This is a genomic window from Mesorhizobium sp. WSM4848, from assembly GCF_055811375.1.
The window spans coordinates 186010-212708 of record NZ_JBVVPX010000002.1; the positions used below are offsets into that span (position 1 = coordinate 186010).

A 26699-nucleotide genomic window follows, 5' to 3' on the forward strand; every position below is an offset into this window, starting at 1 on the left:
TTTTTTTGGTTTTCCTGAATGTTATTTATCCCCAACGCCGGGGCCCCTGGGGGGGCCCCATTTCGGCCGGTGCGGGATTTGCTGCCGCCGGCGCGGGGGCGGGGGCGGGCGCCGGTGCTGGGAGGAAACCAGTGATGGCCAACCGTCTTCCCATCATCGCGGTCATCGCCGCGGTCGTCCTGTTCCTGCTCTATTCATCGGTCTTCGTTGTCAATGCGCGCCAGCAGGCACTGGTGCTCAGGTTCGGCGAGATCGTCGACGTCAAGAGCCAGCCGGGCATCTATTTCAAGGCGCCGTTCGCCTTCTTCGATGCCGACAGCGTGCAGTTGATCGAAAACAGGGTGCTGCGCTTCGACCTCGACAACATCCGGGTCCAGGTTTCGGGCGGCAAGTTCTATGAGGTCGACGCCTTCATCGCTTATCGGATTTCGGATCCGCGCGTGTTCCGCTCCGCGGTGTCCGGCCAGATCGAGCTGGCCGAGGCACGCTTGAGGACGCGTCTCGACGCCGCCTTGCGCCGTGTCTACGGTCTGCGCGACTTCGAGGCGGCGCTCTCGGAAGAGCGAGCCGTGATGATGCGCGAAGTGCGCGATCAGCTGAGGCCCGACGCCACGTCGCTCGGCCTGCAGATCGAGGATGTCCGCATTCGCCGGACCGATTTGACGGCGGAAGTCTCGCAACAGACATATGACCGCATGAAGGCTGAGCGTCTGGCCGAAGCCGAGCGGCTGCGGGCGCGCGGCAACGAGGCGGCGCAGCGCATCAGGGCGCGCGCCGACCGCGAAGTGGTGGAGATCGTCGCCGAGGCACGGAGAGAGTCTGAAATCCTGCGCGGTGAGGGCGAAGCTCAACGCAGCGCCACTTTCGCGAACGCCTACCAGCGCGATCCAGCCTTCTTCGACTTTTACCGGTCGATGAATGCCTACGGCACGGCGCTGGACAATACCGGGACGACGATGGTGCTGTCGCCGAATTCGGAGTTCTTCCGTTTCTTCCGCAATCCCGCCGGCGCGGAAACCCCGGCAGCAGCAGCGCCTGGTGCAGCAGCGGCGCCCCGTGCACCCGGTGCACCGACAGCGCAGCCAGGCACCGGCCAGTAACGGCCGGTGCAGGACTTTCTGGCGGCAATAGGCCTGGTTCTCGTCGTCGAGGGCCTGGTCTATGGCGGCTTTCCCGGCCTGGCCAAAAAACTTGCCGGCGAGGTTCTGTCGATGCCGGAGAATACGGTGCGGATCGCCGGGCTGATTGCAATCGCGGTTGGTGTCGGCGTGGTCTGGCTGGTGCGTGGTGGATGACGATGATTTCGGGATAACGGAGGATTTATCCTCCGCCGATAGCCATAGCCGCAAACGTGCCGTATTTCTTGCCAACATGGGCGCGACGCAGCGTCTTCGGCGAGCGCTTTTCTTCTCAGAGACACCGGGAGACTTCTCGATGACATCCAACAGCTTTTTGCGCGAGGCGAGGCGGACGTTCACCGCGGGTGCTGCAGCACTTCTTATCGGCGCCGCTAGCGTCCCGTCGCTGGTGACGCCCGCGGCCGCCGACGACGGCCCGGCTTCGGTCGCCGATCTTGCGCAGGGCCTGCTCGGCGCCGTGGTCAATATATCGACCTCACAGAGGGTGAAGGGCACGGAAGGCCCGGGCGCGGTGCCGATGCCGCAGCTTCCGGAGGGCTCGCCCTTCCAGGACTTCTTCGACGATTTCTTCAAGAACCGTCCCGGCGAACAGGGCAACCCCTCGCAAAAGGTGCAGTCGCTGGGCTCAGGCTTCGTGGTCGACGCGGAGCAAGGCATCGTGGTGACGAATAACCACGTGATCGCCGATGCCGACGACATCGAGGTGAATTTCTCCGACGGCGTGACGCTGAAGGCGACGCTGGTCGGCACCGACACGAAGACCGACGTGGCGGTGCTGAAGGTCGATCCGAAAGGGCACAAGCTGACGGCGGTGAAATTCGGCGATTCCAGCAAAATGCGCGTCGGTGACTGGGTGATGGCGATCGGCAATCCGTTCGGCCTCGGCGGCACCGTGACGGTCGGCATCGTCTCGGCCCGCAACCGCGACATCAATTCCGGCCCTTATGACGATTTCATCCAGACCGATGCCGCGATCAACCGCGGCAATTCCGGCGGGCCGCTGTTCAACAGCGCCGGCGAGGTGATCGGCATCAACACGGCGATCATATCGCCGTCCGGCGGCTCGATCGGCATCGGCTTTTCCATCCCCTCGCAGCTGGCGTTGGGAGTCGTCGACCAGCTCCGTCAGTTCGGCGAGACGCGGCGCGGCTGGCTCGGCGTGCGCATCCAGCCGGTGACGGACGACATTGCCGAGAGCCTCGGCATGGCGACCGCCAAGGGCGCGCTGGTCGCCGGCGTCATCAAGGGCGGGCCTGTCGACAACGGCACCATCCTGGCGGGCGACGTCATCATCAAGTTCGACGGCAGGGACGTCAATGAAATGCGCGACCTGCCGCGCGTCGTCGCGGAGAGCACGGTCGGCAAGGCTGTCGACGTGGTCATCGTGCGCAAGGGCGTCGAGCAGACCGTGAAGGTGACGCTTGGCCGGCTCGAAGATGGCGAAAAGCTTGCCAGCGGCGAGAATGGCAATACCGACAAGGACACTGGCGACGAGGCGCCTGCCGTTTCGACGGTGTCCGTGCTCGGCATGACCGTTGGCGACCTCAACGACGAGACGCGGACGAAATTTGGCATTGCCGCCGAAGTCTCCGGCGTCGTCATCACCGACGTCGCCAAGGATTCGGCCGCTGCCGAACGCGGCATCCAGGCCGGCGAGGTGATCACCGAGATCGCGCAGGAATCGGTCGCCACGCCCAAGGATGTCATGGACCGGATTGCTGCGTTGAAGGAGCAGGGACGCAAGAATGCCCTGCTAATGCTGGCGTCGAAGAGCGGCGAATTGCGGTTTGTGACGATCCGGATGGATTGAGTCCGGTAAAGGCGCAACACTTTGATTTTGAGGGAAAAGGGCGGCTAGCGAGCCGCCTTTTTTCTTGCTTGCCAATCCTTGCCTGTCAGCCGGTAGAAAACATGCCGCTTGAGCATGGCGTGGCTGTCCGGAATGCCGGGGTGGTCGAAATCGCTGGCCGGGTCGGCGGTCATGCCCAGGCGTTCCATGACGGCGGTGGACCGGCTATTGTCCTTCACGGCAAAGGATACGATTTCCTCGAGACCAAGGGTTTCGAAACCATAGGCGAGCCAGGCTTCGGCTGCCTCGGTGACATAGCCATGGCCCCAGAATTCGGGCGCCAGGCGCCAGCCGATCTCGACGGTGCCGGCCGGCAGGAAGGGCAAATGATCGGTGTCGAGGAGGCCGACGAAGCCGATGCATTGGCGCGTTTCAATTATCTCGGCGGCCGCGAAACCGTAGCCATCCTCGGCAATCCGGGCGCGGAACTCGTCCATCTTGGCGTCGGCCTGCGCGCGGTCGCGGCGAAACGGAAAGAATTCCATGACGCGCTCGTCGGAGTTGATGCGGTAGAAGAGGTCGCGGTCGCCATCCTCCCAGTTGCGCAGGATCAGGCGCTCGGTGCGGATCGGCGTCACTCCACGAACTCCTCCCGCCGGTAGCCCTGCAGATAGAGAAGCGCGGTCAGGTCGCCATGGTCGATGCGGAATTTTGCCTCCGCCGCCACGACCTGCTTGGCATGAAGCGCCACACCGGTTCCGGCAAGACGGATCATGTCGAGGTCGTTGGCGCCATCGCCGACAGCAATGGCGTCGGCGGTCGTCAGCCCGAGGCGCGCCGAAATCTCGAGCAGCGCATCGGCCTTGGCGGCACGCCCCAGGATCGGCTCGGCGACCAGCCCGGTGAAGCGGCCATCCTGCTCGATCAGGCGGTTGGCGCGGTTCTCCTGAAAGCCGAGCATGGCGGCGATGCGTGAGGTGAAGACGTTGAAGCCACCCGACACGAGTGCAGTCCACGCTCCATTGGCCCGCATGGTCTGGACAAGCGCGCGGCCACCGGAAGCCAGCGTCAGGCGATTGGCGATGATGCGGTCGACCACGGCAGTGTCGAGGCCTTTCAGCAGCGCGACCCGCTCGCGCAAGGCCGGCTCGAAAGCGATCTCGCCATTCATCGATCGCGCCGTGATGGCGGCGACGTAATCCTTGACGCCGATCTCGTCGGCGAGTTCGTCGATGCACTCCTGGTCGATAACAGTCGAATCCATATCGGCGATAAGGATTTTCTTCCGCCTTCCCTCGGGCCGCTGAACGATCACGTCAACCGGTTCGGGTGCAAGCACGGTGCGCAGGCTGGCGGTCGTTTCAGCGGCTCCGGCCGTCTCGGGCAGAGCGAATTCGCAGGCGATGCCTTCGGCCAGCCAGCGAACAGTGCTTGCGCCGACCGACCGTGACGCCATATTCGCAAGCGCCGGCGACAATGCGCGGCCGGCGGGATGGGATACAAGCGTGGCGATCAGCGGCATAAAAAATTCCGGCGGGCAGGCGGGCGAGGGCCGCGTTAAAAACGCGATCCTGATAGCCGGGCCGACCGCCAGCGGCAAGTCCGCCCTTGCGCTCGAACTCGCCGAGCGCAACGGCGGCGTCATCGTCAACACCGATTCCATGCAAGTCTATTCGGTGCTCGGCGTGCTGACGGCGCGGCCGACTGCTGCCGAACTCGCTCGCGTCCCGCATTTCCTCTACGGGCATGTCCATCCCTCCACCGCCTATTCCACCGGCGCCTGGCTGCGCGACGTGATGAAACTCATCGACGACGGTGCGTTCCTCGAAGGGCCGGTGATTTTCGTCGGCGGTACCGGGCTTTATTTCCGGGCGCTTGCGGAAGGCATTTCGGAAATGCCCGACATTCCGCAGTCGATCCGTGATCGCTGGCGCTACGAACTCCAGGAACTGGGCGCAGCCGAGCTGCACCGCATCCTGCTGCGTGAGGATTCTGCAGCCGGCATGATGCTGAAGCCGACCGACGGCCAGCGCATCGTGCGGGCGCTGGAGGTGCTCGACGCATCGGGCCGTTCCGTCCTGGAATGGCAGGCGGCGCGCGGCCGTCCTTTGATCGACAGGGCCAGCCCGCGCTTCTTTGTGATCGAGCCCGACCGAGCGGAACTGGTGAAGCGGATCGAGGCGCGGTTCGACCGCATGCTGGAGAACGGCGCTCTCGACGAGGTCAGGCGGCTGGCAGAGCTTGGCCTCGATCCCGACTTGCCGGCGATGAAAGCCATCGGCGTTCGCGACCTCCAGGCCGCAATGGCCGGCGAGTTGAGTTTTCCCGAAGCGATCGAGCGCGCGAAGATCGCGACGCGACAATATGCCAAGCGCCAGGCGACCTGGTTCAGGCATCAATTGGGTCCGGAATGGCTGAGATTGCGCCCTGGTGATCGTTTGGAATCCACGATCCTGGATACCTTTTCTAGTGCAACCTGAAAAGTTGACTTTAAGGGAAGACTTCCCGTTGAAGTTGTCCTAATTAACCCTCCGTAAGGCCGTCGATGCCATAAACGTCTTTGGGGTTTTGCAACGGCGAGCAGATGCGTTTTCACAAGGCGGAATCAGCCTTTTTCGTCTTCATCTTCGTGATCCTGGCCGCCGGCCTGGTGACGCTTCACGCCTATGGGCTTCTGCAGGCGCTCGCGGCGGAGATCACTACGCCTGCCGGGATTGAGAAGGTCGTTTATCTCAACAAGCTGTTGTTTGGGACCGGCGTTCTTTTGGCGACTGCCCTGTTCTTCGGTATTTTCTTCATCTACCCGCTGATCCGCAAGCAGGCGACGGAAGAAGGCAAGCTGCGCGCCATGACGGTTTCGCTCAGCGCCCGTTCGGAAACGCTGGAGCATGCGGCGCTGACCGACGGCCTGACCGGCATGCAGAACCGGCGCTATTTCGACGATGCACTGAAGGAATATCTCGAGGAATTTCGTCGCATCGACAAGCCGGTCGGGCTGATGATCCTTGATCTCGACCATTTCAAGCAGGTCAACGACACCCACGGTCATGACGTCGGTGACGAGGTGTTGCGGGCGGTCGCCAATTGTCTCAAGGACATCACGCGTTATCACGACGTGGTGGCGCGTCTAGGTGGTGAGGAGTTCGCGGTGGTCACCCCCAACATGGATGCCGAACTGCTGTCCAGGTTCGCTGAGCGCATCCGCAAGGCGATCGCCAACATGTCGATACTATCGGGCAATGTCCGGCTGAAGATCACCACCAGCGTCGGTCTTGCCATCTGGGATCGCAAGGAAACCGCCGAAGAATTCTATCGCCGCGCCGACCGCCAGCTCTACGAGGCCAAGAGGCAAGGCCGCAACCGCGTCTGCGCCTGAAATCCCAAAATTCCTCAGATGCCCCTTGGCGAAATCTCGAGCATTGTCAATAGTTGACATCTATTGCTATATTGTGCTGTCAACCTATTTATCTCGATAGGATGCCGCCATGCCAAATTACGCTCTGAATGATCACTACGAGAATTTCATCAGGAAGCAGCTCGAATCCGGCCGCTACAACAATGCCAGCGAGGTTGTGCGTGCGGGCCTGCGCATGCTCGAGGATTTCGAGGCGGAGCGCGAGAAGTGGCTCCGTGAGGAAATACCTTCCCGCTTGGCCGAGTTCCAGCAAGATCGGACGAAGGGCATCCCGGCCGACACGGTCTTTTCCAGATTGGAAGCGCGTCACCGCGCAAACCTGGCGAAATCCAAATAGGGGATGGACTATCAAATTGTCTTTCATCCCAGCGCGGAGGCAGAGCTACAAGGGCTCTATGACGATATCGCGGAACGAGCCTCGCCCACCATCGCCTGGAATTTCGTTGCCGGTGTCCGCGACCATTGCCTCGGGCTCTCGACGTTCCCGCAACGGGGCACCGAGCGGTTGGATTTCATGCCTGGTCTGCCCTTATCGGCTACCGGCGCACCGTCAGCATCGCTTTCGCCGTCGACGGCGAGCGGGTGCTGATTTTGGGCATTTTTTATCGCGGCCGGAACATTACACCGGAATTTTTCGAAGAACGTCTTTAGACGCCTGGCGCCGGCTTCCGAGCCCTTCTCGCCCTTTTTTGGACTGGCCGCTTCAATCGTTCTGCGGGCGCAGGCCGAAGGTTGTCGGCCTGAGGCCATAGCGCATGTCGAAATCGTCGTCGGGTTGGACGCGCGGGAGGGGCGGCTTGCGATAGTCGGGATCGCCGGCCTGCCGGCTCGAATCCACGACTTCGGCGAAGGCCATCGCCTGCTGCGGTTTTGGCACGTTACGCAGCCTTTCGACGATCGCCGCCAGATCGACATCATTGCCAAGCTCGGACGGCAAGGCTTCCTCGCGCTTGGCGGTGCCCGGGATCAGACCCTCGGACATTTTTTCGAATTTCATTCGCATGGTCGTCGCCACGCCTTCACCAAAGGCGATGGCTTCGCGCTGGCCCATCGAAGACAGGAATGCCAGTGTCGAGGCCGAGGAATCGGCGATCGCCGAGCGGATAATCGCCTGGTCCTGCTCGTTGGCGAGCCGCATCGCAAAAAAGGTCGAGCACTGCGACAGGATGGTGGGGTCGAGTTCGCCCGGGCGCTGGGTGACGATGCCGAGATAACAACCATATTTGCGGCCTTCCTTGGCGATGCGCGACAGCGCGTGCCGGGTCGGCGCGAAACCCAGGCGCGGATCGGCCGGCATGTAGCGGTGCGCTTCCTCGCACAGCAAAAGCAGCCGCAGCCGGCCTTCGCTCCACAGCGCCAGATCGAAGGCCAGACGCGCCAGCACCGAGCAGACGGAATTGACCACTTCCGAAGGCATGCCTGCCATCTCGAAGCAGGTCACCGGGCGGCCGTGATGCGGCACGCGGAAAATATTGCCGATCGTCTCGTGGATGGTGTCCTCGATCAGCCGCGAGTTGAACATGAAGCGGTAGCGCGGATCCGAGGCTGCCGATTCGATGCGCGTCTTCAGCGATTTGAGGGTGGGACGGTCGTTCTTGCTTTCCAGAAGTCCCATGCGCTCATCGATCTGCTTGATGAGATCGACAATGCGATAGGGCACCGGCGTGTCCGCGGTCAGCGCATCGCTGCCGCGCCTGAGATAAGTGCCCGAATTCGGGTTGCGATAAAGATTTTTGGCCGCGGGAATGAGATCGCGCAAGGCGTCCACCTCTTCCGGCACGGTCTCTCGACCGCGAAACAGCACTTCAGCAAACTCCTCGAGCCTGAACATCCAGAAAGGCAGGTCCAGGGTCGCCGAATTGACCCTGACGCAGTGCTCTGGCAAGGACGCGGCGAACTCGTTGTGCGGATCGAGGATGAGAACGCGCAGGTCGGGTCGAGCGGCGATCGACTTGCGCAAAAGCAGCGAGACGGCGGTGGATTTGCCGACGCCGGTGGTGCCGACAATGGCGAAATGGCGCGCCAGCGTGTCGTCGATAGCTATGTTGGCGTCGATCGCCTCATCCTGTGACAATGTGCCGATGGTGATCGAGTGACGCCCGGCGAGGTCATAGACCGCCTGCAGGTCGCGGCTGCGGATGCGGTGGGCGATGGCGCCGATATGCGGATAGGTGGTGATGCCGCGGTCGAAAATCGGTTTGGCGCCGGGCTCGGCGCCGTCGCGCACCTCGCCGATGAGCTCGATACTGACCTCGATCGGGTTCTGGCCCTCATCGTGCCAGGCGCGATCCGACTTGCCGACCGCGTAGACCAGCCCGACGGTCCGCGTGTTGCCAAGGTTGATGGAGATCATCTTGCCGACGCTCCAATGGCCGGTGACCGTGCCTACGATATCGGCGGCATGGGCGCTGATGGTGGCGCGCGCGCCGTCGCACTGGACGACATTGCCCAGAACGCGCTTGTCGCTCTGCTCCGCCTTGCGGCGCTCCTGCAATGTCGGCTCTCCAACGGAGGCGTCGCGGTCGACGAACATGGACAGGCTGTTCCCCATTTCCCTTTCCCATTTTCCCCAAGGCGATCGACCTTACGGCGACTGGGTTAAGGTGGGGTGAGGTCGGATGGTGTAGGGACCATTAAGCTGGTCGCGAAAATTGAACCGATCGGCATCGGCCAGTCCCGGTGACAGCCTCGAATCTCTATCCCGCGTGATGCACCTCCTGCAGCCCATAGACCGGCGTCGCGATGCCCTCGTGCCGGGCTTTCAACTGCAGCGACAGGAATTGTGAATAGTGGCGTGACTGGTGCAGATTGCCGCCATGGAACCAGAGCGCTTCCTGTTGAGTCGGCTTCCACATGTTGCGCTGCTCGCCTTCCCAGGGACCGGGATCCTTGGTGGTGTTCGAGCCGAGGCCCCAGCACTTGCCGACATTGTCGGCGACCTCTTTCGAGATCAGCTCCGCCGCCCAGCCGTTCATCGAACCGTAGCCGGTGGCATAGACGACGACGTCGGCCGGCAGCTCGGTGCCGTCGCTGAGCAGGATCGAATGTTCCTTGATCTCGGTCACGTCGACGCCGCTCTTCAGCTTGATGGCGCCGTCGATGATCAGCTGGGAGGCGCCGATATCGATATAGTAGCCGGAACCGCGCCTGAGGTACTTCATGAACAGGCCCGAGCCGTCGTCACCCCAGTCGAGCATGAAGCCAGCTCTTTCCAGGCCCTCGTAGAAGGCGGCATCACGCTCCTTCATCTTCTCGTAAAGCGGAATCTGGAATTCGTGCAGGATCTTGTAGGGCAGCGAGGCGAAGATGAGATCGGCCTTGGCCGTGGTCATGCCGTTTTGCACGGCCTGCTCCGAATAGAGCGCGCCGAGCCCGATATCCATCAGCGTGTCGGATTTGACGATGTGCGTGGTCGAGCGCTGCACCATGGTGACGTCGACGCCGGCTTCCCAGAGTGCGGCGCAGATATCATGCGCGGAATTGTTCGACCCGATGACGACGACTTTCTTGCCAACGTAGCTGTCTGGACCGGGATGTTTCGAGGAATGGTGCTGATCGCCCTTGAAATTCTCCATGCCTTTGAACTGCGGGATGTTGGGGCGGCCCGACATGCCGGTGGCCAGTACCAGCTGCTTCGGCTTCAGCGTGATGTCCTTGCCGTCGCGATGGACGACGACCGTCCATTCCTTCTTCGGATCGTCATAGGTGGCGCTCTTGGCCTCAGTGGAGGACCAATAGTTCAGCTCCATGACCTTGGTGTACATTTCCAGCCAGTCGCCGATCTTGTCCTTGGGCGAGAACACCGGCCAGTTCCGAGGAAAGTCGATATAGGGTAGATGGTCGTACCAGACCGGATCATGCAGGCAGAGCGACTTGTAACGCTTGCGCCATGAATCGCCGGCACGCTGGTTCTTCTCGACGATGATGGTCGGCACGCCGAGCTGCCGCAGCCGGGCACCGAGCGCGATGCCGCCCTGGCCGCCGCCGATGATCAGCGTGTTGGGCTGACTGACAAAGCCGAGGTCGGCGGCTTCTTTTTCACGCTCCTCCTTCCAGGTCGGCCGGTTTTTGCCGTGACCGTGCTTGGCGCCCAACGGCCGGGCGAAGCCGGCGGGTTCCTCATGACCCTTCAGCTCGACCATGGTGGTGAGCAGCGTCCAGATCTTGCTGTTCTTCAGCCTGATATGGCCGAAGCCGCGCGCAACCTCGGTTTCGAAACTGATCCAACCTTCGAGCAGCCCGTCGCTCTCTGTGGCGTCTTCGCCCTTCGCAAGCGCCCAATTCGATGGCTTTATCTTCGCCAACTGGCTCATCAGCATATCGCGCACCTGGTCGCGACCTTCCATGGTCTTGATGTTCCAGGTGAAGGTCACCAGATCGCGCCAGTAGCAGTCTTCCTGAAAGCACCCGACCGCCTTGCCGACGTCGCCGGCGGCGAGCGCTGCACTGAATTGGTCGAGCACGTCGGATAGTTTCTTGGCTGGGGCCTTGTCGAGCATCAAATTCCTCCCGTGAAGTGCTGGTCGTCCTCGCGGCTTGCCGGACCCTCCCAGGCCGGTCGACCGGAGTATCGCGGCAAACTGTGTGCCGCGTCACGTCGTCAAATAGTTTGGCGCGGTTTCAATGGCTTATCGGGATCACTGCGGAAACTGATCCGGCTGGTGGTCATACGGAACGGTGGTTCAACGCGATGGGTGGCAACCGAGCTGCCTGGCCCCGTCAACTGGCCCGAACCGTCCGGCGTCTTTCATATTCGCCGTTGACAGCGGCGCAAAACCAATTCTATTGTCCGCCACCATGAAAACGGCACTCATTCTCGTAGTAGGAAAGCGTGTGGGCAAGGCGGTGTAACCGCCGGGCGAAAACCCCCCATGCGCAGACACAGGCTCCCTCGGGGGCCTTTTTTATTGCCCGAACAACGACTAAACGATCAGCAATCGCCCGATGGCGGACAGTACGGGACCAGACCGATGAGCAGTGGACAAAACGAGCGGCGCGAGATGCCAAGAGCCGAAATGACCGGCGCCGAAATGGTGGTGCAGGCGCTGAAGGACAACGGCGTCAAGCATGTTTTCGGCTATCCGGGCGGCGCGGTTCTCCCGATCTATGATGAAATCTTCCAACAGGTCGAGGTCGAGCACATTCTCGTCCGTCACGAGCAAGGCGCCGGTCATGCGGCGGAGGGCTATGCGCGCTCGACCGGCAAGGCCGGCGTCATGCTGGTGACATCGGGGCCGGGCGCCACCAACGCGGTCACGCCGCTGCAGGATGCGCTGATGGATTCGATCCCGCTGGTCTGCCTGACCGGTCAGGTGCCGACCTCGCTGATCGGCTCGGATGCGTTCCAGGAGTGCGACACGATCGGCATCACGCGGCCCTGCACCAAGCACAATTGGCTGGTGAAGGATGTCAACGAGCTCGCGGCGATCATCCATGAGGCTTTTCACGTCGCGACGACAGGACGCCCCGGTCCGGTCGTCGTCGATATCCCGAAGGACGTGCAGTTCGCCAAGGGCATCTATGTGCCGCCACAGACGGCGCCGCGCACGAGCTATCAGCCTAAGGTCCAGGGCGACCTGGACAAGATCAAGGCGGCGGTCGAGCTGATGGCCAACGCGAAAAGGCCGATCCTCTATACCGGCGGCGGTGTCATCAATTCCGGCCCGGAAGCCAGCCACTTGCTGCGCGAACTGGTCGATCTGACCGGCTTTCCCATTACGTCGACGCTGATGGGCCTTGGCGCCTATCCGGCTTCGGGCAAGAACTGGATGGGCATGCTCGGCATGCACGGCACCTATGAAGCCAACATGGCGATGCATGATTGCGACGTCATGGTCTGCATCGGCGCGCGCTTCGACGACCGCATCACCGGCCGGCTCACCGCATTCTCGCCGAACTCGAAAAAAATCCATATCGACATCGATCCGTCATCGATCAACAAGAACGTCCACACCGATGTGCCCATTATCGGCGATGTCGGCCGGGTGCTGGAGGATCTGGTGCGGCTGTGGCGGGCGACCGCCAGGGCCGACAAGAAGGCGCTGCACCCGTGGTGGGAGCAAATCGCGAAATGGCGGGCTCGGGATTCGCTCGCCTACAAGATGAACCACGACGTCATCATGCCGCAATATGCCGTGCAGCGGCTCTATGCGCTGACCAAGGACATGGACACCTACATCACCACCGAGGTCGGCCAGCACCAGATGTGGGCGGCGCAGCACTATCATTTCGAGAAGCCGAACCGCTGGATGACCTCCGGCGGGCTCGGCACGATGGGCTACGGCCTGCCGGCGGCGTTCGGCGTGCAGATTGCGCACCCGGATGCGCTGGTCATCGACATTGCCGGCGACGCCTCGGTGCAGATGACGATGCAGGAGATGAGCGCCGCGGTGCAACACGAGGCGCCAATCAAGATCTTCATCCTCAACAATCAGTACATGGGCATGGTGCGGCAGTGGCAGCAGCTTCTGCACGGCAACCGGCTGTCGCATTCCTACACCGAGGCGATGCCGGATTTCGTCAAGCTTGCCGAAGCCTATGGCGGCCATGGCATCCGCTGCGAGAAGCCGGACGAGCTGGACGACGCCATCAAGGAGATGATCTCGGTGAAAAAGCCGGTGATCTTCGACTGTCGGGTCGCCACACTTGCCAACTGCTTCCCGATGATCCCGTCGGGCAAGGCGCATAACGAGATGCTGCTGCCGGACGAGGCGACCGACGAGGCGGTGGCCAACGCCATCGACGCCAAGGGCAGGGAACTGGTGTAGGCCTAACGCCCGAGCCGAGGCAGGGCTGTCGGAAGAAGCCGTGCGGAAACAGAAAAACAGCTCAAAGTTTGAAATCGAGAACCATGTCATGAACGCGCAGCTTCAACCGACCGGCTCGGCCTACTTCATCGCCAAGGAAACTGAAAAGCCGGAGACTCACACGCTGTCCGTGCTGGTCGACAATGAACCGGGCGTGCTTGCCCGGGTCATCGGCCTGTTTTCCGGACGCGGCTACAATATCGAGAGCCTGACCGTTTCCGAAACCGAGCATGAGAAGCATCTGTCACGCATCACCATCGTGACGCGCGGCACGCCGCATGTGCTGGAGCAGATCAAGCACCAGCTCGAGCGCATCGTGCCGGTGCACCGTGTCGTCGACCTCACCGTGCGCTCGCATGAACTCGGCCAGGAACGGCCGCTGGAGCGGGAACTCGCGCTGGTGAAAGTGGCCGGCACCGGCGAGGGCCGCGTCGAGGCGCTGAGGCTGGCCGATGCCTTCCGCGCCAGCGTTATCGACGCCAACACCGAGCATTTCATTTTCGAGATCACCGGCAAGGGCTCCAAGATCGACCAGTTCATCGCCATCATGAAGCCGCTCGGCCTGGTCGAGATATGCCGCACCGGCGTGGCGGCGATGAATCGCGGCCCGCAAGGAATGTAAGCAGCGTCAAACGTGTCGCATATGTGTTGCTGGCGATCCTGATCGTCAGCACCTCATGCCGGAACGTGTTGCGTCGACTGGAAGGAAGCCAATGTCTTTCGATGCATTCCTTGCCCTGCTGGTCTATGCCTTCGTGACTTCGATCACGCCGGGTCCGAACAACTTCATGCTTCTGGCTTCCGGCGTGAATTTCGGTTTTGCCAAAACCATTCCGCACATGCTGGGCATCAGCATCGGCTTCCTCGTGCTGTTGCTAGCCGTCGGCTTCGGCCTTGGCGCGGTGCTGACTGCGTTTCCGGTTCTCCACACCGCATTGAAGATCGCTGGCGGCGTCTATCTGCTCTATCTCGCCTGGAAGATCACCATGTCGCGTTCGCTCAGCAGCAAGGGCGAGACCAAGGCGCGACCGATGCGCTTCATCGATGCGGCAGCGTTCCAGTGGGTCAATCCCAAGGCGTGGGTGATGGCGATCTCCGCCATGGCAGTCTATGCCGTTCCGGAGCATCCGTTTCTGTCGGTGGCGCTGGTTTCGATAGCCTTTACCGTCGTCAACCTGCCGAGCGTTTCGGTGTGGGCAGGTTTCGGCACGGCGCTGCGCGGTTTTCTGTCGGACCCGGTGCGGCTGAAATGGTTCAACATCGCAATGGGCGTGCTGCTGGCAGCGACACTGTGGCCGATGCTGCGGTAGGTTTATTGATGTTCAGGTCATGCCGGCCTGCAAATGCGCTTCCGGTAGCCAACTATTCGCTCCGTTCCGTTTCTCGGAAACCATCATTTTGGTCGCTTGCCGCCTGTCTTCGACTCCGACTCGGCCTGACCTGCAGCTCAACACACCTTAAGGAAAAATTGCTGGACGAACCACAGAAGGCGGCCGCGGAATAAGCCGCCGCGAGGTCGTCGGTTTCGCCTATGCTCAAGCCGTCGCGCTTGCGGCCGGAGCGGTGCGGTCGTAATCTGACGCCATGTCCCACGACCACGACAACGAGCTTAATCCTTTTGCCGCCCGGGTGCGCGCGCTGGAGACGATCCTCACCCAGAAAGGGCTGATCGATCCGGCCGCGATCGACGTGATTGTCGACACCTATGAGACAAAGATCGGCCCGCGCAACGGCGCCAAGGTGGTGGCGAAGGCGTGGGTCGAGCCGGACTTCGCCGTTTTGCTGAAACGCGACGCGACGGCGGCGATCGGTTCGCTCGGCTACACCGGCCGGCAGGGCGAGCACATGCAGGCCGTCTTCAACACGGCGGACAAGCACAACCTCATCGTCTGCACGCTGTGCTCCTGCTACCCGTGGTCGGTGCTCGGCCTGCCGCCGGTCTGGTACAAGGCGCCGCCCTATCGTTCGCGCGTGGTCGTCGACCCGCGCGGCGTGCTCGAGGAATTCGGGCTGACCTTGCCGGCAACGACAGAGATCCGGGTATGGGATTCGACCGCCGAGCTGCGCTACCTGGTCGTGCCGATGCGGCCGAAGGGCACCGATGGCTGGAGCGAGGAGCGGCTGGCGGATCTGGTGACGCGCGACGCGATGATCGGCACCGGACTGGCGCGGGAGCCGGCATGAACGGGCCGCAGGATCTCGGCGGGCAGATGGGGTTCGGGCCGGTCGCGCCCGAAAAGGACGAGCCCTATTTCCATGCCGACTGGGAAAGGCGGGCGCTTGGCGTGACCTTGTGCGCCGGCGCCATGGGCGCCTGGACCATCGACGAGAGCCGGCATGCGCGGGAATCGCTGCATCCCGCCGACTATTATGGCTCGAGCTATTATGAGATCTGGATCAAGGCGCTCGAAACCTTGCTGAAGCGGCACGGCTTCGTCAGCGACCGCGATCTGGCCGCGGGCAAGGCGGTCGACCCTGCCGCGATGCCAAAGCGGGTGCTGAAGGCCGAAAACGTGCCTGATGTGTTGGCCAAGGGCGGCCCTTGCGACCGGGCGATCGCCACGCCGGCGCGGTTCAAGGCGGGCGATCTGGTGCGCACGAAGAATTTCCATCCGACCGGCCACACAAGGCTGCCACGCTACGCACGCGGCAAGCAAGGCGCCGTCGAGGCGGTGCGCGCTGGTTTTGTCTTCCCCGACACCAATGCACATGGCCAAGGCGAAAACCCGCAATGGGTCTATACGGTGGTCTTTGACGGCGCGGAGATCTGGGGCGAGGGCGCCGACCCGACGCTGACCGTGTCGATTGATGCCTGGGAGAGCTATCTTGAGCCGGCGTGAGGCGAAGTCAGCCACCGCCGTGCTGCCGGCCGGCGTCGAGGCGCCGGTATTTGCCGAGCCATGGCAAGCAGAAGCCTTCGCCATGACGGTCGCGCTGCACGACAACGGCCTGTTCTCCTGGAGCGAATGGGCGGACGCCTTGTCCGCCGAGGTCAAGCAGCCTGGTGCCGCAAGCGATGGCCACGATTATTACGAGCACTGGCTGGCGGCGCTGGAGAATTTGCTGTCGACAAAAGGGGTCGCCGGCAAGGGCGAAATCCATGCGCTCGCTGCCGCCTGGAAACGCGCCGCGCATGCAACGCCGCACGGCATGCCGATCCTGCTCGAGAACGATCCCGGCCCGACCAGCTAGGTCGTGGCCAGCCCGACCGAAGGTCGTGGCGCCCCGGCCGGCTAGACCGTCTCGAACCATGCTCGTTCTCTTTACGTTCTGATTTCTGCCTGATAAATTGCGTTATTGGAGGCGGTGCGGCCCGCCGCCGATGATCGGTGCTCCTTGTCTTTCCCTCGCGAATCCGGTCTCTCGCGCTGATGGAATTCTCTCCTCAACAGGACGATGCGCTGAAGGCGGTCGCCACCTGGCTCAAGTCCGGAAAGCCGCAGCTGTTCCGGCTGTTCGGCTATGCCGGCACCGGCAAGACGACGCTGGCGCGCTATTTCGCCGAACATGTCGACGGCCAGGTGCAGTTCGCAGCCTTCACCGGCAAGGCGGCGCAGGTGCTGCGTTCCAAGGGCGCGGTCAATGCCCGCACCATCCATTCGCTGATCTACCGGCCGAAGGGCGAGGAATCGGTAGCAGACGAGGTGACCGGCAAGACTTCGATGTCGCCGACCTTTTCGCTCAACCGGCAAAGCCCGATCTCGCGGGCCAAGCTCGTCGTCATCGACGAATGTTCGATGGTCGACGAGCAGCTTGGCCGCGACCTCTTGAGTTTCGGCACGCCAATCCTGGTTCTCGGCGACCCCGGCCAGTTGCCGCCGATCTCGGGCGGCGGCTTCTTCACCGAGCATGAACCGGATATTCTGCTCACCGAGATCCACCGGCAGGCGCGCGACAACCCGATCATCCGGCTGGCGCTCGACGTGCGCGAGGGCCGCGAATTCATGCGCGGCGACTATGGCGCGGCGCAGGTGATCGGCAAGGAAGACGTTACCCAGGAACTGGTGCTGAAGGCGGACCAGGTGCTGGTCGGCACCAACAGGACGCGGCGTCGCTATAATCAGCGGCTGCGCGAGCTGAAGGGGTTCAATGCCGACTATCCACAGGCCGGCGACAAGCTCGTCTGCCTGCGCAACGACCCAGCCAAGGGACTGCTCAACGGCTCGCTGTGGAAGGTGATGACCTCGTCGCGCGAGACGGTGAAACCCGGCATCAATCTGCTGGTCTCCCCGGAAGAGGACGATCCGGACCGCGGCGTCGCCAAGATCAAGCTGCTCAAGGCGGCGTTCGAGGACCCGGACGCCGACATTCCCTGGCAGCAGAAAAAACGCTTCGACGATTTCGACTATGGCTACGCGCTGACCGTGCACAAGGCGCAAGGCTCGCAGTGGAACGAGATCGTGCTTTTCGACGAAAGCTGGGCGTTCAAGGAAACCCGCCAGCGCTGGCTCTACACGGCAATCACGCGCGCGGCGGAACGGCTGACGATTGTCAGATAGGCCGGTCGAGCAGCCCCCTGGAGCTCGGAACCTGGGACTGCACGGGGTCGACCTGCGTCAGCGTGGGGCCAGCGGTCTGGCGTCGAGCCATTCCCAGGCGGATGCTTCGTCCTTTGCCTCGAAATGCCTGAGCTCGACAGGCGAGGAAGCAGGCAGCACGCTCTGTGCGTTGGGTACCCAGTTCGGCTCGCCGACCGCAGCGCAGCGGCCGACATGCTCCACGGCATGGGCCGTGCCCTGTTCAAGCGTTTCGTCCGACAGATCGGCCCAATCGACGCCTTCATGGTCGATCAGGCGCACCAGCACATCGATTTTCGGGTGCAGCGCGTAGGCCGCCTCCAGCAATCCGAACAGGTTTTCCGCGTCGGCAGCCGTGACATGGCCGACGACGTCGATGGCGAACAGGTCGTCGCGGTCGGTGTCGATGCGGCGAACCGCCGGCACGTCTTCAAGATAATTCACGGGTCTTCCTCTTGCTGGATATTATACCTCCCCCTGGAACACCGGAAACCCCCTGTCTGTTCCCGCCAAAGGCGGTATAGATGCCGCGATTATATCCGGACCCGAGAAGCCATGCCTGCAAAACTCTCCGTCAATCTCAATGCCATCGCCATGCTGCGCAACCGGCGCGACCTGCCGTGGCCAAGCCTCATCGGGCTCGGGCGCCTGGCGCTGGCCGCGGGCGCGCATGGCCTGACCGTCCACCCGCGGCCCGACGAGCGGCACACCAGGCTTTCCGACCTGCCGGAGATCAGGGCGCTGATCGACGACGAATTCCCCAAGGCAGAGTTCAACATCGAGGGCTATCCGAGCGAGGATTTCCTGGCGCTTGTGGAAAGGCACCAGCCGGAGCAGGTGACGCTGGTGCCCGACGACCCAGCCCAGGCCACCTCCGACCATGGCTGGAACTTCGCCGCCGAGGCGGCGTTCCTGACACCGATCGTCAAACGCCTGAAAAAGGCGGGCTTTCGCGTGTCGTTGTTTTCCGACCCGGATCCGGCAGGCATGAAGGCCGCGCGCGATACCGGCGCCGACAGGATCGAGCTCTATACGGGTCCATATGGCAGCTATCATTCCGATTCGGAAAAAGCGGCAAAGGAGCTGGATAGATTGGGAAAAACCGCGGATGCCGCGCTTGCCGCCGGGCTTGAGGTCAATGCCGGGCACGACCTGGTGGTGAACAACCTGCCGGCATTGGCAAAGCGCATCCCGGCATTGGCTGAAGTGTCGATCGGACATGGGTTGACAGCCGATGCGTTGGAGTATGGCATGGCCGGCACGGTCAAAAGATTCCTGAAGGCCTGTGGGTGGTAGAGATGGAAGCCTCGCTTTGCGGACATGGCAGCCATCACGTTGGGGCACTTGATATTGCATCGCAGCAAGCGTAGAGCACCGCGCGCTTATCGGAGTGTCGTCCATGGCCCTTACCAACAGTGGTAGTGAGGCAGAACCAGTCGAACAATCCAGCCATCCTGAGGTCGAAAAGCACAGCACCAAGGTTTTGATGCTGGGCGCTCTCGGCGTGGTCTATGGCGATATCGGCACCAGTCCTATCTATGCGCTTCGTGAAGCACTGCATGCTTCGTCCGGCGCCGATCCGCGCAGTGCCGTTCTGGGCATTCTGTCGCTGATCGTCTGGGCACTGACGATTATCGTGACCATAAAGTATGTCGCCTTCGTGCTTCGGGCGGATAACAAGGGTGAAGGCGGTACCCTGTCGCTTATGGCGCTGGCCCGGAAAGCCTATCCGGCTGGTTCCGGCATCATTCTTGTCATCGGTCTCTGCGGAGCCGCGCTGTTTTTCGGCGACGCGATCATAACGCCGGCCATTTCGGTGCTTTCGGCGGTGGAAGGGCTGAGCGTCGTGACCCCGGCGTTCGATCCATACGTGGTTCCCATTACATTGGTGATTCTTGCCGTCTTGTTTGCCGTGCAGCGCTTCGGGACCGGCAGAGTGGCCTCCGTTTTCGGGCCGGTGACGGCGCTCTGGTTTCTGGCGATCGGCAGTGCCGGATTGGTGCATATCCTCGACGATGTCTCCGTCCTTCTGGCAATCAATCCCTATTATGCGGTGGCCTACCTTGCCGAGGCCAAAGCGGGCGCGTTTCTCACCGTCGGCGCGGTTTTTCTGGCGGTTACCGGTGCCGAAGCGCTTTACGTCGATCTCGGACATTTCGGTCGCCGTCCAATCGTGCTGGCCTGGTTCTGGATCGTCTTCCCCTGCTTGCTGCTCAGCTATTTTGGGCAAGGCGCTTTCGTTCTTGCTCATGGGGGCGTGCCCGACAATCCGTTCTTCCAGATGCTGCCGGATTGGGCCCTGATACCGATGGTCGGACTCGCAACAGCAGCGACCGTCATCGCCAGTCAAGCCGTTATCTCCGGGGCGTTTTCGCTGACCAGGCAAGCGGTGCAGCTCAATCTTCTGCCCAGAATCGAAGTTCAGCATACTTCCGAGATGCAGCTCGGCCAGATTTACATGCCACGCGTGAACCTCATTCTCGCGCTCGGCGTGATGCTGCTGGTCGTCGGCTTTGGCAGTTCGAGTTCGCTCGCTTCCGCCTATGGGATTTCGGTGACAGGCGAGATGCTGATGACGACGATTTTGCTGTTTGTGGTGATGCGGTGGCAATGGAAATGGCAGACCGCGCTCGCTGCGGCGCTGGCGCTGCTGTTTGGCACGATAGACACCGGCTTCTTCCTGGCGAATATCGTGAAATTCGTGGAAGGCGGATGGGTTTCAATCGCCGTGGCCTGCATCATGGGGCTGATCATGGGGACCTGGATACGCGGCAGTCGCTATCTGTTCGACAAGACGCGCAGGAACGAGATTCCGCTCGATTTCCTTGCCGCCAATCTGTTGAAGAAGAAACCGCAGCTGGTGTCCGGCACGGCCGTGTTCCTGACCAGCGATCCGGTCAGCGCGCCGACCGCGCTGATGCACAGCCTGAAGCACTACAAGGTGCTGCACGAACAGAACGTCATCCTCTCGGTGGTGACGGCGCAGCAGCCTGTCGTGCCCGACAGTGACCGGGTCAAGATGGAAACGATCAACGATCTATTCATGCGGGTGACACTGACCTTCGGCTACATGGAACAGCCCAACATTCCGCGTGCGCTGGCGATCTGCCGCAAGCAGGGCTGGAAGTTCGACATCATGACGACCTCCTTCTTCCTGTCGCGGCGCTCGCTCAAGGCGTCACCCAATTCCGGCATGCCGGTGTGGCAGGACAAGCTGTTCATCGGCTTGGCGCGCACGGCAGCCGATGCGACCGAGTATTTCCAGATCCCGACCGGACGTGTGGTTGAGATCGGAACGCAGGTGGCTATCTAGGGCATGCCGATATTCAGGTGAGGCGGGCTCACGTACCCGAAAGTACGCTCCGCTCCGGTTCTCGGAACCCACCATTCTCGACTCGACCTGACCCGAATCTCGACATGCCCTGACCACGGCCGACTTCAGCCGGCTAGAGCTGCCTTGTTCGCTTCAAGAAACTGCTTCAGCGATTGCGGCTTCCTGCCTGAAAGCGTCTCGATCGCGTCGGTCACCATGCCGATGCGGCCGGTGCGCGTGTTGGTGTCGAAGGAAGTGACGATTGGGGCAAAGCCCTCGGGAACGCCGGCAGCCTTCAGGCCCTCGGTCAACGCCTCGTCCGAAAGCTGGACGACCTCGATCGGCTTGCCGGTGACGTCGGTCACCAGGGCCGCGATCTCGGCGACGGTATGGGCCTGCGGACCGGTCAGCGTGTATGTCGTGCTTTCGGTGGCGCCCGAGGCAAGGCCGGCAGCGATCGCCGCGGCCATGTCGTCGCGAGCGCCATGGGCGATGCGGCCGTCGGCCGCGGATGTATACCAGTGCCCCGAGGCAATGGCGTGCGGCAGCGACAAGAACAGGTTCTCCTGATACCAGCCGTTGCGGAATATCGTGTAGGGGATGCCGCTCGCCTTGATCGCCTGCTCGGTCCCGTAGTGATCGCCCGCAAACAGCACCGGCGATCCCGGCTCAGGATTGGGCATCGAGGTGTAGAGCAGATGCGAAACGCCGGCCTGCCTGGCGGCTGCGACGGCATTCTCATGCTGCTTGAGCCGCTTGCCCCGAAGATCGATCTCGCCGGTTGAGACGATCAGGATCCTGTCGGCGCCCTTGAACGCTTCGACCAGCGACGCGGTGTCGTCGAAATCGGCTTGCCTGATGATGACGCCGCGCGCCCCCAAGTCGGCGAGGTTTTCCGGATTGCGCGTGGTGGCGATGATGTGTGCTGGCGGCACCTTGAGCGTTTCCAGCAGATGATCGACGACTCCGCGGCCGAGCTGGCCGGAGGCGCCGGTGACGAGAAGGGTATTGGTCATGGGAAGTCCTGTCGTTGCGCCGGAGCGGCGGGTGCTTATATAAGTCTCAAAAAGAGACCAGCACTAAAATAGGAATTGACCGACCCTCGTAAAGAAGGCAGTTTTGCGGGAGGTAGGCAGGCGCAGGGAACCAGCGATGGACAGCAAAGTCGTCAGTCTGAAGTCGAAGCTCGAGATTTACAAAGCGTGCAGCGGCGGGGGCAACATTGCCGACTGTCCGGTGCGCGACGTGATCCAGGGCATCAGCAACAAATGGAGTTCGCTGCTGATGATGGCGCTGGCCGAAAAGCCGTATCGGTTCGGCGAATTGCGGCGGCTGGTGCCCGACATTTCACAGCGCATGCTGACCCAGACGCTGCACGATTTGCAGCGCGACGGTTATGTCCATCGCGAGGTCTTCCCGACCAAGCCGCCGAGCGTCGAATACAGTCTGACCGATCTCGGACGCTCGATGTTCGGGCCCCTGCATCAGCTGCTCCAATGGGCCGAGCTCAATCATGGCGCGGTGCGCGCCGCGCGCACCGCTTTTGACGCTGCCGACGCTTAACCAACTCCCAGAAGGATGGACGGTGGCTGGAACCGTGGTCGATCCGCTCAGGTGTCAAGGAAGCGCAGTGGCCGCCTCGTTGCAGCGGATGAGTTTCGAAAGGTGCGAACCCTTCGCTTGCAGGAATGCATGAAGGCGCTGTGGATAGTCCGGGGTGACAGCCTCCTTCACCGACTTGCGTTCGTGCAATCGCTTTCGCCACGCCTCGACATGCGGCCTTCCGCTCAGGATGCCGAAAGCGCCGATCCGATCGAAGGCGTCGAAATAGCGGAAGACTGGCCCATAGACAGCATCGACCAGTGAAAAGCGCTCGCCGGCAAACCAAGGCCCAGCTCGCCGAGCCGCCAGTTCCGCTTCGAGACGATCGAACATTGCCACCAGAGCTTCGCTTTCGGCAAGAAAGGCGGCCTCGGTGGGTGCGGAATAGAATCGACCAATGGCGTTGAGGATGGCCGAGCCGAACTCGATCCAGGCGCGATGCCGGGCGCGAGCCAGCGGGTCGGCAGGATGGAGTGGGTTGGCCAGCGTTTCCTCAAGAAATTCGAGGATGACCGCCGATTCGAAGATCACCGTTGCCTCGCCATTCTGCGGCACGCGCAGCAGCGGCACCTTGCCGAGCGGCGATATCGCTTTGAACCAACCCGGTTTTTTGGCGAGATCGACGGTGAGGCGTTCGAACGGCGCGCCCTTTTCGGCGAGCGAGATCGCCGCGCGCTGCACATAGGGACAAAGGTGGTGGCTGACGAGAACGAGCTTGTCGGTCATTTCATTCTCCCCAGACGTAATTCAACGCGCCGTCCTCGATGCGGGTGGAGAGGAACATGAGACGTGAGCCTTTGGACGCCGGGCCTTCGATCCGCTCCCCGCTCGCCATGTCGAACGAGGCGCCATGCCACTGGCAGACGAGCTTGCCGTCCTTGCAGTCGAGGGGCCCACCGAAATGCAGGCAGACATTGGCGGCGGCGCGGATACGCTCGCCGCTGCGGTAGACATGGACTTCGCGGCCGAAGAATGGAGCGATCAGGCTGCCCGTCTCCGGGATGTCGGCGATCTTGCAGATTTCATGTTTCATGGCAATGCTCCGATATCAATGCAATTGCATTTATATAGATGCATTTGCATCGACGGTCAAGCTTGATGCAATTGCATCTATCGCTTATGCTGCAATCATGACGAAGAAAGCCGACCCTTCGCCGGCGGCCATCAAGGCCTGGGCGCGCCTGATGCGCGTTTCGCGCCAGCTGCTGGAAAGAGCCGAAGACGTGCTGAAGGACGCTGGCTTGCCGCCGCTTGCCTGGTACGACGTGCTGCATGAGCTTGCCGAAGCCGGCGAGGGCGGCTTGCGGCCGTTCCAGCTGATCGAGCGCACGCTGTTTGCGCAGTACAACGTCTCGCGGCTGCTGGCGCGGCTCGAAGCGGACGGGCTGGTCGAGAAGCTCAGGGTTGCCGATGACGGTCGCGGACAGACCATCCGCATTACTGAGAAAGGGCGTGAGACGCGCCGCAGGATGTGGGCCGTCTACGGACGATCGATCGCCGAGCTGGTCGGCGCCAGGCTCTCCAATGATGACCTGGAAACCTTGTCGGCTCTGCTCGGGCGGCTGCGTCATCCCATGCCGGAGTGATGTGGTCCGGCTGGCGCTGAAGGTCGATTGCAGCCGTCAGGCCCAGAGGAATGCCAGTGCCGCCAGCACGCCAAGCAGGACGCGAACCAGATGCAGATTGCCCCATTTGATAATCAACGCCCGGGCCTGCGGATTGGTGGCCGGCCATTCCGGCCTGGGAGCGTCAAAAAGCGGAGATAGGGCTTGCACCGGGTCCGACAATACGGCATAGACACCGCCGAACCGTAACGTACGGTACTGCCTTGGCCACCGCCATTATCGAGCAGGAAAAGAGTGTGTTGCAGGCAAGCGTCGACAACGACACCAGCGAAGCGCTGACCGAGCGGCAGAAAGCCGTGCTCGACGCCGCGCTTCGCCTGCTGGTCGAGGAGGGCGATCAGTTGACCATGACCGCCGTGGCGCGGCGGGCGAGCTGTTCCAAGGAAACGCTCTACAAATGGTTCGGCGATCGCGACGGGCTGTTGACGGCAATTGTGCAATGGCAGGCCTCCAAGGTGCGGGTGGTGCCGGTCGACGGCAAGGGGCTTACCCTGGCTTCGCTGACGGTGAGCCTCGCACGCTTCGCTTCGGACTGGCTCAAGGTGATTTCGAGCGACACCTCGCTCGCGCTGAACCGCGTCGCCATTGGCCGTGCTGGCCCAATCCGGCGCAAGGACGGGAATGACGATCTCGGCGCCATCGTGCTGGAGAACGGCCGCTTCGCGCTGGCCCGGCGCCTGAAGCCGGTGCTGGAGGCCGGTCGGCAGGCCGGGCTTCTCGAGTTCTCGGATGCCGAAGCGGCGTTCCGCACCTTTTTCGGGCTGGTCGCCCGCGACGTGCAGATCCGCCTGCTGCTCGGCGACCGGCTAAAATTGACTGATGCGGCGATTGGCGGCGATGCCGTCCGGGCGACGCAACAGTTTCTCGCTCTTTACGGAGCAAAAACCGGGCCGCAAGGCCTCTAGAGCCGGATGATTTCAGGTCAAGTCGACCTGAAATCCGAATCCGGCTCCAAATCAAAGAGATAGAGCATGATGTCGTCCGAAAACCGCTTCACACTTGTCGGCATCATGCTCTGAATTCAAAAACGGGAAGGAAGAAAAATGCGTGTCTATTACGATCGCGACGCCGATCTCAACCTGATCAAGGGCAAGAAGGTCGCCATCATCGGCTATGGCAGCCAGGGCCGGGCGCATGCGCTCAACCTCAAGGATTCCGGCGTTAGGGAAATCGCCATCGGCCTCAAGGCCGGATCGGCGACCGCCCAGAAAGTCGAGGCCGACGGGCTCAAGGTGATGAGCGTGGCGGACGCCGCCAAATGGGCCGACCTGATGATGATGGCGACGCCGGACGAGCTGCAGGCCGACATCTACAAATCCGAAATCGCGCCGAACATCCGCGATGGCGCGGCGATCGCCTTTGCCCACGGCCTCAACGTGCATTTCGGCCTGATCGAGCCGAAGGCCTCGGTCGACGTCGTCATGATCGCGCCGAAGGGACCCGGCCACACGGTGCGCGGCGAATACCAGAAGGGCGGCGGCGTGCCCTGCCTGGTCGCGGTCAACCAGGACGCTTCGGGCAATGCGCTTGATCTTGCTCTGTCCTATGCCTGCGGCGTCGGCGGTGGCCGTTCGGGCATCATCGAGACCAATTTCCGCGAGGAATGCGAGACCGACCTGTTCGGTGAGCAGGTGGTGCTGTGCGGCGGTCTGGTCGAGCTGATCCGCGCTGGCTTCGAGACGCTGGTGGAAGCCGGCTACGCGCCGGAAATGGCCTATTTCGAGTGCCTCCACGAGGTCAAGCTGATCGTCGACCTGATCTATGAAGGCGGCATCGCCAACATGAACTACTCGATCTCGAACACCGCCGAATGGGGCGAATATGTTTCGGGCCCGCGCATCATCACCGCCGAGACCAAGGCCGAGATGAAGCGCGTGCTGAAGGATATCCAGACCGGCAAGTTCACCTCGGAATGGATGCAGGAATACCGCGCCGGCATGTCGCGCTTCAAGGGCATCCGCCGCAACAATGACAGCCATCAGATCGAGGAAGTCGGCGCCAAGCTGCGCGCGATGATGCCGTGGATTTCGAAGAACAAATTGGTCGACAAGGCCAAGAATTAATTCACGATTTTATCAATGCCGAGAAAAACCGGCGGAGCGCTCCGCCGGTTTTTTCACATCAATGGCCGTGTGATTTCGCCGGTGTTTGAACAGACGCGGTATTCTCGCTGTCGTGGCAGCATGCGCAGGCATGCGTTGCCGATGGGCAGATTTGGATCTCAAACTTCTGTTGGTCGGGTTCGCCTGCGTGATCGACGGCATGCTGAGCGTTGCTACGCTGTTGAAGTGGAGAGAGGTGAGGCGGTCAGCCGGTGGTTTCCGACCCCTGGAAAGATCGTCTCGTCACGAGTGGAGGCTCGCGAGGTGACCAGTTCGGGATCCGGCTCGCAACGCAGAGGTTCAACCGAGACGCGAAGCTTCCCGGCGATCACCTTCGAGTACAAGGTCGGCGGGGAACATTCCGCAGTAGCCGCTAGAGCGTGCAGGAGAA

General features: G+C 62.1%; 27 protein-coding genes and 1 pseudogene. 20 read left to right on the forward strand and 8 right to left on the reverse strand.

What is annotated here, in order from left to right; genetic code table 11:
• Positions 1-134 precede the first annotated feature (134 nt).
• The 3 genes from hflC to AC0L16_RS03275 all read left to right on the forward strand — a co-directional run bounded on the left by hflC (position 135) and on the right by AC0L16_RS03275 (position 2949).
• Positions 135-1100, forward strand: coding sequence for a protease modulator HflC (gene hflC / locus AC0L16_RS03265; protein WP_473618960.1), 966 nt, complete (start codon positions 135-137; stop codon positions 1098-1100).
• Positions 1101-1106: 6 nt separating this feature from the next.
• Complete coding sequence (locus tag AC0L16_RS03270) at positions 1107-1295, forward strand: DUF2065 domain-containing protein (protein WP_473618961.1); 189 nt, start codon at positions 1107-1109, stop codon at positions 1293-1295.
• A gap of 139 nt (positions 1296-1434) precedes the next feature.
• Positions 1435-2949: a DegQ family serine endoprotease gene (locus AC0L16_RS03275; protein ID WP_473618962.1), complete on the forward strand. Its 1515-nt coding sequence runs from the start codon at positions 1435-1437 to the stop codon at positions 2947-2949.
• 44 nt (positions 2950-2993) lie between these two features.
• Here AC0L16_RS03275 and AC0L16_RS03280 read toward each other — a convergent pair whose 3' ends face one another.
• On the reverse strand, positions 2994-3566 hold the full coding sequence (locus AC0L16_RS03280; protein ID WP_473618964.1) for a GNAT family N-acetyltransferase: 573 nt from the start codon (positions 3564-3566) through the stop codon (positions 2994-2996).
• On the reverse strand, positions 3563-4450 hold the full coding sequence (gene serB / locus AC0L16_RS03285; protein ID WP_473618965.1) for a phosphoserine phosphatase SerB: 888 nt from the start codon (positions 4448-4450) through the stop codon (positions 3563-3565). The genes AC0L16_RS03280 and serB overlap by 4 nt, the downstream gene beginning before the upstream one ends.
• On the opposite strand from serB, the gene miaA reads away from it, so the two are divergent.
• From miaA to AC0L16_RS03305, 4 genes and pseudogenes are all read left to right on the forward strand, one after another.
• Complete coding sequence (gene miaA, locus AC0L16_RS03290) at positions 4440-5408, forward strand: tRNA (adenosine(37)-N6)-dimethylallyltransferase MiaA (protein WP_473619144.1); 969 nt, start codon at positions 4440-4442, stop codon at positions 5406-5408. The genes serB and miaA overlap by 11 nt on opposite strands.
• Positions 5409-5512: 104 nt before the next feature.
• Complete coding sequence (locus AC0L16_RS03295) at positions 5513-6304, forward strand: GGDEF domain-containing protein (protein ID WP_473618967.1); 792 nt, start codon at positions 5513-5515, stop codon at positions 6302-6304.
• 109 nt (positions 6305-6413) lie between these two features.
• Entirely contained in the window at positions 6414-6680 is a 267-nt protein-coding gene (locus AC0L16_RS03300; RefSeq protein WP_473618968.1) for a type II toxin-antitoxin system ParD family antitoxin, read from the forward strand.
• Between the two features lie 3 nt (positions 6681-6683).
• A pseudogene (locus AC0L16_RS03305) lies at positions 6684-6994 on the forward strand (type II toxin-antitoxin system RelE/ParE family toxin).
• A 52-nt stretch (positions 6995-7046) separates the two neighbouring features.
• On the opposite strand, the gene AC0L16_RS03310 reads toward AC0L16_RS03305, so the two are convergent.
• Entirely contained in the window at positions 7047-8876 is a 1830-nt protein-coding gene (locus AC0L16_RS03310; protein WP_473619145.1) for an ATP-binding protein, read from the reverse strand.
• Positions 8877-9039: 163 nt separating this feature from the next.
• Positions 9040-10842 (reverse strand): NAD(P)-binding domain-containing protein, encoded by a 1803-nt coding sequence (locus AC0L16_RS03315; RefSeq protein ID WP_473618969.1) that lies wholly within the window; start codon positions 10840-10842, stop codon positions 9040-9042.
• Positions 10843-11358: 516 nt separating this feature from the next.
• Between AC0L16_RS03315 and AC0L16_RS03320 the strand changes: the two genes are divergently transcribed.
• From AC0L16_RS03320 to AC0L16_RS03350, 7 genes are all read left to right on the forward strand, one after another.
• On the forward strand, positions 11359-13110 hold the full coding sequence (locus tag AC0L16_RS03320) for an acetolactate synthase 3 large subunit (protein ID WP_473619147.1): 1752 nt from the start codon (positions 11359-11361) through the stop codon (positions 13108-13110).
• An 88-nt stretch (positions 13111-13198) separates the two neighbouring features.
• A complete protein-coding gene (gene ilvN / locus AC0L16_RS03325) occupies positions 13199-13771 on the forward strand; it encodes an acetolactate synthase small subunit (protein WP_127316885.1) in 573 nt (190 codons plus the stop codon).
• 91 nt (positions 13772-13862) lie between these two features.
• On the forward strand, positions 13863-14459 hold the full coding sequence (locus AC0L16_RS03330; protein WP_473618971.1) for a LysE family translocator: 597 nt from the start codon (positions 13863-13865) through the stop codon (positions 14457-14459).
• Positions 14460-14733: 274 nt separating this feature from the next.
• Positions 14734-15333 carry a nitrile hydratase subunit alpha gene (gene nthA / locus AC0L16_RS03335; protein WP_473618972.1) on the forward strand — a complete coding sequence of 200 codons (600 nt, stop codon included), beginning with the start codon at positions 14734-14736 and terminating at the stop codon, positions 15331-15333.
• A complete protein-coding gene (nthB, locus tag AC0L16_RS03340; RefSeq protein ID WP_473618974.1) occupies positions 15330-15989 on the forward strand; it encodes a nitrile hydratase subunit beta in 660 nt (219 codons plus the stop codon). Before nthA ends, nthB begins: the two co-directional genes overlap by 4 nt.
• The gene (locus tag AC0L16_RS03345) at positions 15976-16341 is read left to right on the forward strand and encodes a nitrile hydratase accessory protein (RefSeq protein ID WP_473618975.1); all 366 of its coding nucleotides are present in this window, start codon (positions 15976-15978) and stop codon (positions 16339-16341) included. The genes nthB and AC0L16_RS03345 overlap by 14 nt, the downstream gene beginning before the upstream one ends.
• Positions 16342-16520: 179 nt before the next feature.
• Complete coding sequence (locus tag AC0L16_RS03350) at positions 16521-17648, forward strand: ATP-dependent DNA helicase (protein WP_473618976.1); 1128 nt, start codon at positions 16521-16523, stop codon at positions 17646-17648.
• 57 nt (positions 17649-17705) lie between these two features.
• On the opposite strand, the gene AC0L16_RS03355 is transcribed toward AC0L16_RS03350, so the two are convergent.
• Entirely contained in the window at positions 17706-18110 is a 405-nt protein-coding gene (locus AC0L16_RS03355; RefSeq protein WP_473618978.1) for a SpoIIAA family protein, read from the reverse strand.
• Between the two features lie 111 nt (positions 18111-18221).
• Here AC0L16_RS03355 and AC0L16_RS03360 point away from each other — a divergent pair, with 111 nt between their 5' ends.
• Together AC0L16_RS03360 and AC0L16_RS03365 are read left to right on the forward strand one after the other, a co-directional pair.
• On the forward strand, positions 18222-18962 hold the full coding sequence (locus tag AC0L16_RS03360) for a pyridoxine 5'-phosphate synthase (protein WP_473618979.1): 741 nt from the start codon (positions 18222-18224) through the stop codon (positions 18960-18962).
• A 103-nt stretch (positions 18963-19065) separates the two neighbouring features.
• The gene (locus tag AC0L16_RS03365; protein ID WP_473618980.1) at positions 19066-20979 is read left to right on the forward strand and encodes a potassium transporter Kup; all 1914 of its coding nucleotides are present in this window, start codon (positions 19066-19068) and stop codon (positions 20977-20979) included.
• Between the two features lie 125 nt (positions 20980-21104).
• Here the strand turns inward: AC0L16_RS03365 and AC0L16_RS03370 are convergent, their stop codons facing one another.
• On the reverse strand, positions 21105-21995 hold the full coding sequence (locus AC0L16_RS03370) for an SDR family oxidoreductase (RefSeq protein ID WP_473618981.1): 891 nt from the start codon (positions 21993-21995) through the stop codon (positions 21105-21107).
• A 136-nt stretch (positions 21996-22131) separates the two neighbouring features.
• On the opposite strand from AC0L16_RS03370, the gene AC0L16_RS03375 reads away from it, so the two are divergent.
• Entirely contained in the window at positions 22132-22542 is a 411-nt protein-coding gene (locus AC0L16_RS03375) for a winged helix-turn-helix transcriptional regulator (protein ID WP_473618982.1), read from the forward strand.
• A gap of 54 nt (positions 22543-22596) precedes the next feature.
• Here the strand turns inward: AC0L16_RS03375 and AC0L16_RS03380 are convergent, their stop codons facing one another.
• Positions 22597-23307 carry a glutathione S-transferase family protein gene (locus tag AC0L16_RS03380; protein ID WP_473618984.1) on the reverse strand — a complete coding sequence of 237 codons (711 nt, stop codon included), beginning with the start codon at positions 23305-23307 and terminating at the stop codon, positions 22597-22599.
• A 1-nt stretch (position 23308) separates the two neighbouring features.
• The gene (locus AC0L16_RS03385; protein ID WP_473618985.1) at positions 23309-23614 is read right to left on the reverse strand and encodes a Rieske (2Fe-2S) protein; all 306 of its coding nucleotides are present in this window, start codon (positions 23612-23614) and stop codon (positions 23309-23311) included.
• A 97-nt stretch (positions 23615-23711) separates the two neighbouring features.
• Here AC0L16_RS03385 and AC0L16_RS03390 point away from each other — a divergent pair, with 97 nt between their 5' ends.
• From AC0L16_RS03390 to ilvC, 3 genes are all read left to right on the forward strand, one after another.
• Positions 23712-24167 (forward strand): MarR family winged helix-turn-helix transcriptional regulator, encoded by a 456-nt coding sequence (locus AC0L16_RS03390; RefSeq protein ID WP_473618986.1) that lies wholly within the window; start codon positions 23712-23714, stop codon positions 24165-24167.
• A gap of 275 nt (positions 24168-24442) precedes the next feature.
• Positions 24443-25111: a TetR/AcrR family transcriptional regulator gene (locus tag AC0L16_RS03395; RefSeq protein ID WP_473619148.1), complete on the forward strand. Its 669-nt coding sequence runs from the start codon at positions 24443-24445 to the stop codon at positions 25109-25111.
• Between the two features lie 138 nt (positions 25112-25249).
• Positions 25250-26269, forward strand: coding sequence for a ketol-acid reductoisomerase (gene ilvC, locus AC0L16_RS03400; protein ID WP_287121627.1), 1020 nt, complete (start codon positions 25250-25252; stop codon positions 26267-26269).
• The last annotated feature ends 430 nt before the right edge of the window (positions 26270-26699 follow it).

Excerpts from the sequence above, each read along its gene's own strand:
- AC0L16_RS03365 (WP_473618980.1), top strand. The coding sequence starts at position 19,066 with ATGGCCCTTACCAACAGTGGTAGTGAGGCAGAACCAGTCGAACAATCC.
- AC0L16_RS03315 (WP_473618969.1), bottom strand. The coding sequence starts at position 10,842 with ATGCTCGACAAGGCCCCAGCCAAGAAACTATCCGACGTGCTCGACCAA.
- nthA (WP_473618972.1), top strand. The coding sequence starts at position 14,734 with ATGTCCCACGACCACGACAACGAGCTTAATCCTTTTGCCGCCCGGGTG.
- AC0L16_RS03330 (WP_473618971.1), top strand. The coding sequence starts at position 13,863 with ATGTCTTTCGATGCATTCCTTGCCCTGCTGGTCTATGCCTTCGTGACT.
- AC0L16_RS03360 (WP_473618979.1), top strand. The coding sequence starts at position 18,222 with ATGCCTGCAAAACTCTCCGTCAATCTCAATGCCATCGCCATGCTGCGC.
- AC0L16_RS03320 (WP_473619147.1), top strand. The coding sequence starts at position 11,359 with ATGACCGGCGCCGAAATGGTGGTGCAGGCGCTGAAGGACAACGGCGTC.
- AC0L16_RS03300 (WP_473618968.1), top strand. The coding sequence starts at position 6,414 with ATGCCAAATTACGCTCTGAATGATCACTACGAGAATTTCATCAGGAAG.
- AC0L16_RS03375 (WP_473618982.1), top strand. The coding sequence starts at position 22,132 with ATGGACAGCAAAGTCGTCAGTCTGAAGTCGAAGCTCGAGATTTACAAA.
- AC0L16_RS03385 (WP_473618985.1), bottom strand. The coding sequence starts at position 23,614 with ATGAAACATGAAATCTGCAAGATCGCCGACATCCCGGAGACGGGCAGC.
- AC0L16_RS03295 (WP_473618967.1), top strand. The coding sequence starts at position 5,513 with ATGCGTTTTCACAAGGCGGAATCAGCCTTTTTCGTCTTCATCTTCGTG.
- serB (WP_473618965.1), bottom strand. The coding sequence starts at position 4,450 with ATGCCGCTGATCGCCACGCTTGTATCCCATCCCGCCGGCCGCGCATTG.
- ilvN (WP_127316885.1), top strand. The coding sequence starts at position 13,199 with ATGAACGCGCAGCTTCAACCGACCGGCTCGGCCTACTTCATCGCCAAG.
- AC0L16_RS03275 (WP_473618962.1), top strand. The coding sequence starts at position 1,435 with ATGACATCCAACAGCTTTTTGCGCGAGGCGAGGCGGACGTTCACCGCG.
- AC0L16_RS03310 (WP_473619145.1), bottom strand. The coding sequence starts at position 8,876 with ATGTTCGTCGACCGCGACGCCTCCGTTGGAGAGCCGACATTGCAGGAG.
- ilvC (WP_287121627.1), top strand. The coding sequence starts at position 25,250 with ATGCGTGTCTATTACGATCGCGACGCCGATCTCAACCTGATCAAGGGC.
- hflC (WP_473618960.1), top strand. The coding sequence starts at position 135 with ATGGCCAACCGTCTTCCCATCATCGCGGTCATCGCCGCGGTCGTCCTG.
- AC0L16_RS03370 (WP_473618981.1), bottom strand. The coding sequence starts at position 21,995 with ATGACCAATACCCTTCTCGTCACCGGCGCCTCCGGCCAGCTCGGCCGC.
- AC0L16_RS03390 (WP_473618986.1), top strand. The coding sequence starts at position 23,712 with ATGACGAAGAAAGCCGACCCTTCGCCGGCGGCCATCAAGGCCTGGGCG.
- AC0L16_RS03350 (WP_473618976.1), top strand. The coding sequence starts at position 16,521 with ATGGAATTCTCTCCTCAACAGGACGATGCGCTGAAGGCGGTCGCCACC.
- AC0L16_RS03380 (WP_473618984.1), bottom strand. The coding sequence starts at position 23,307 with ATGACCGACAAGCTCGTTCTCGTCAGCCACCACCTTTGTCCCTATGTG.
- nthB (WP_473618974.1), top strand. The coding sequence starts at position 15,330 with ATGAACGGGCCGCAGGATCTCGGCGGGCAGATGGGGTTCGGGCCGGTC.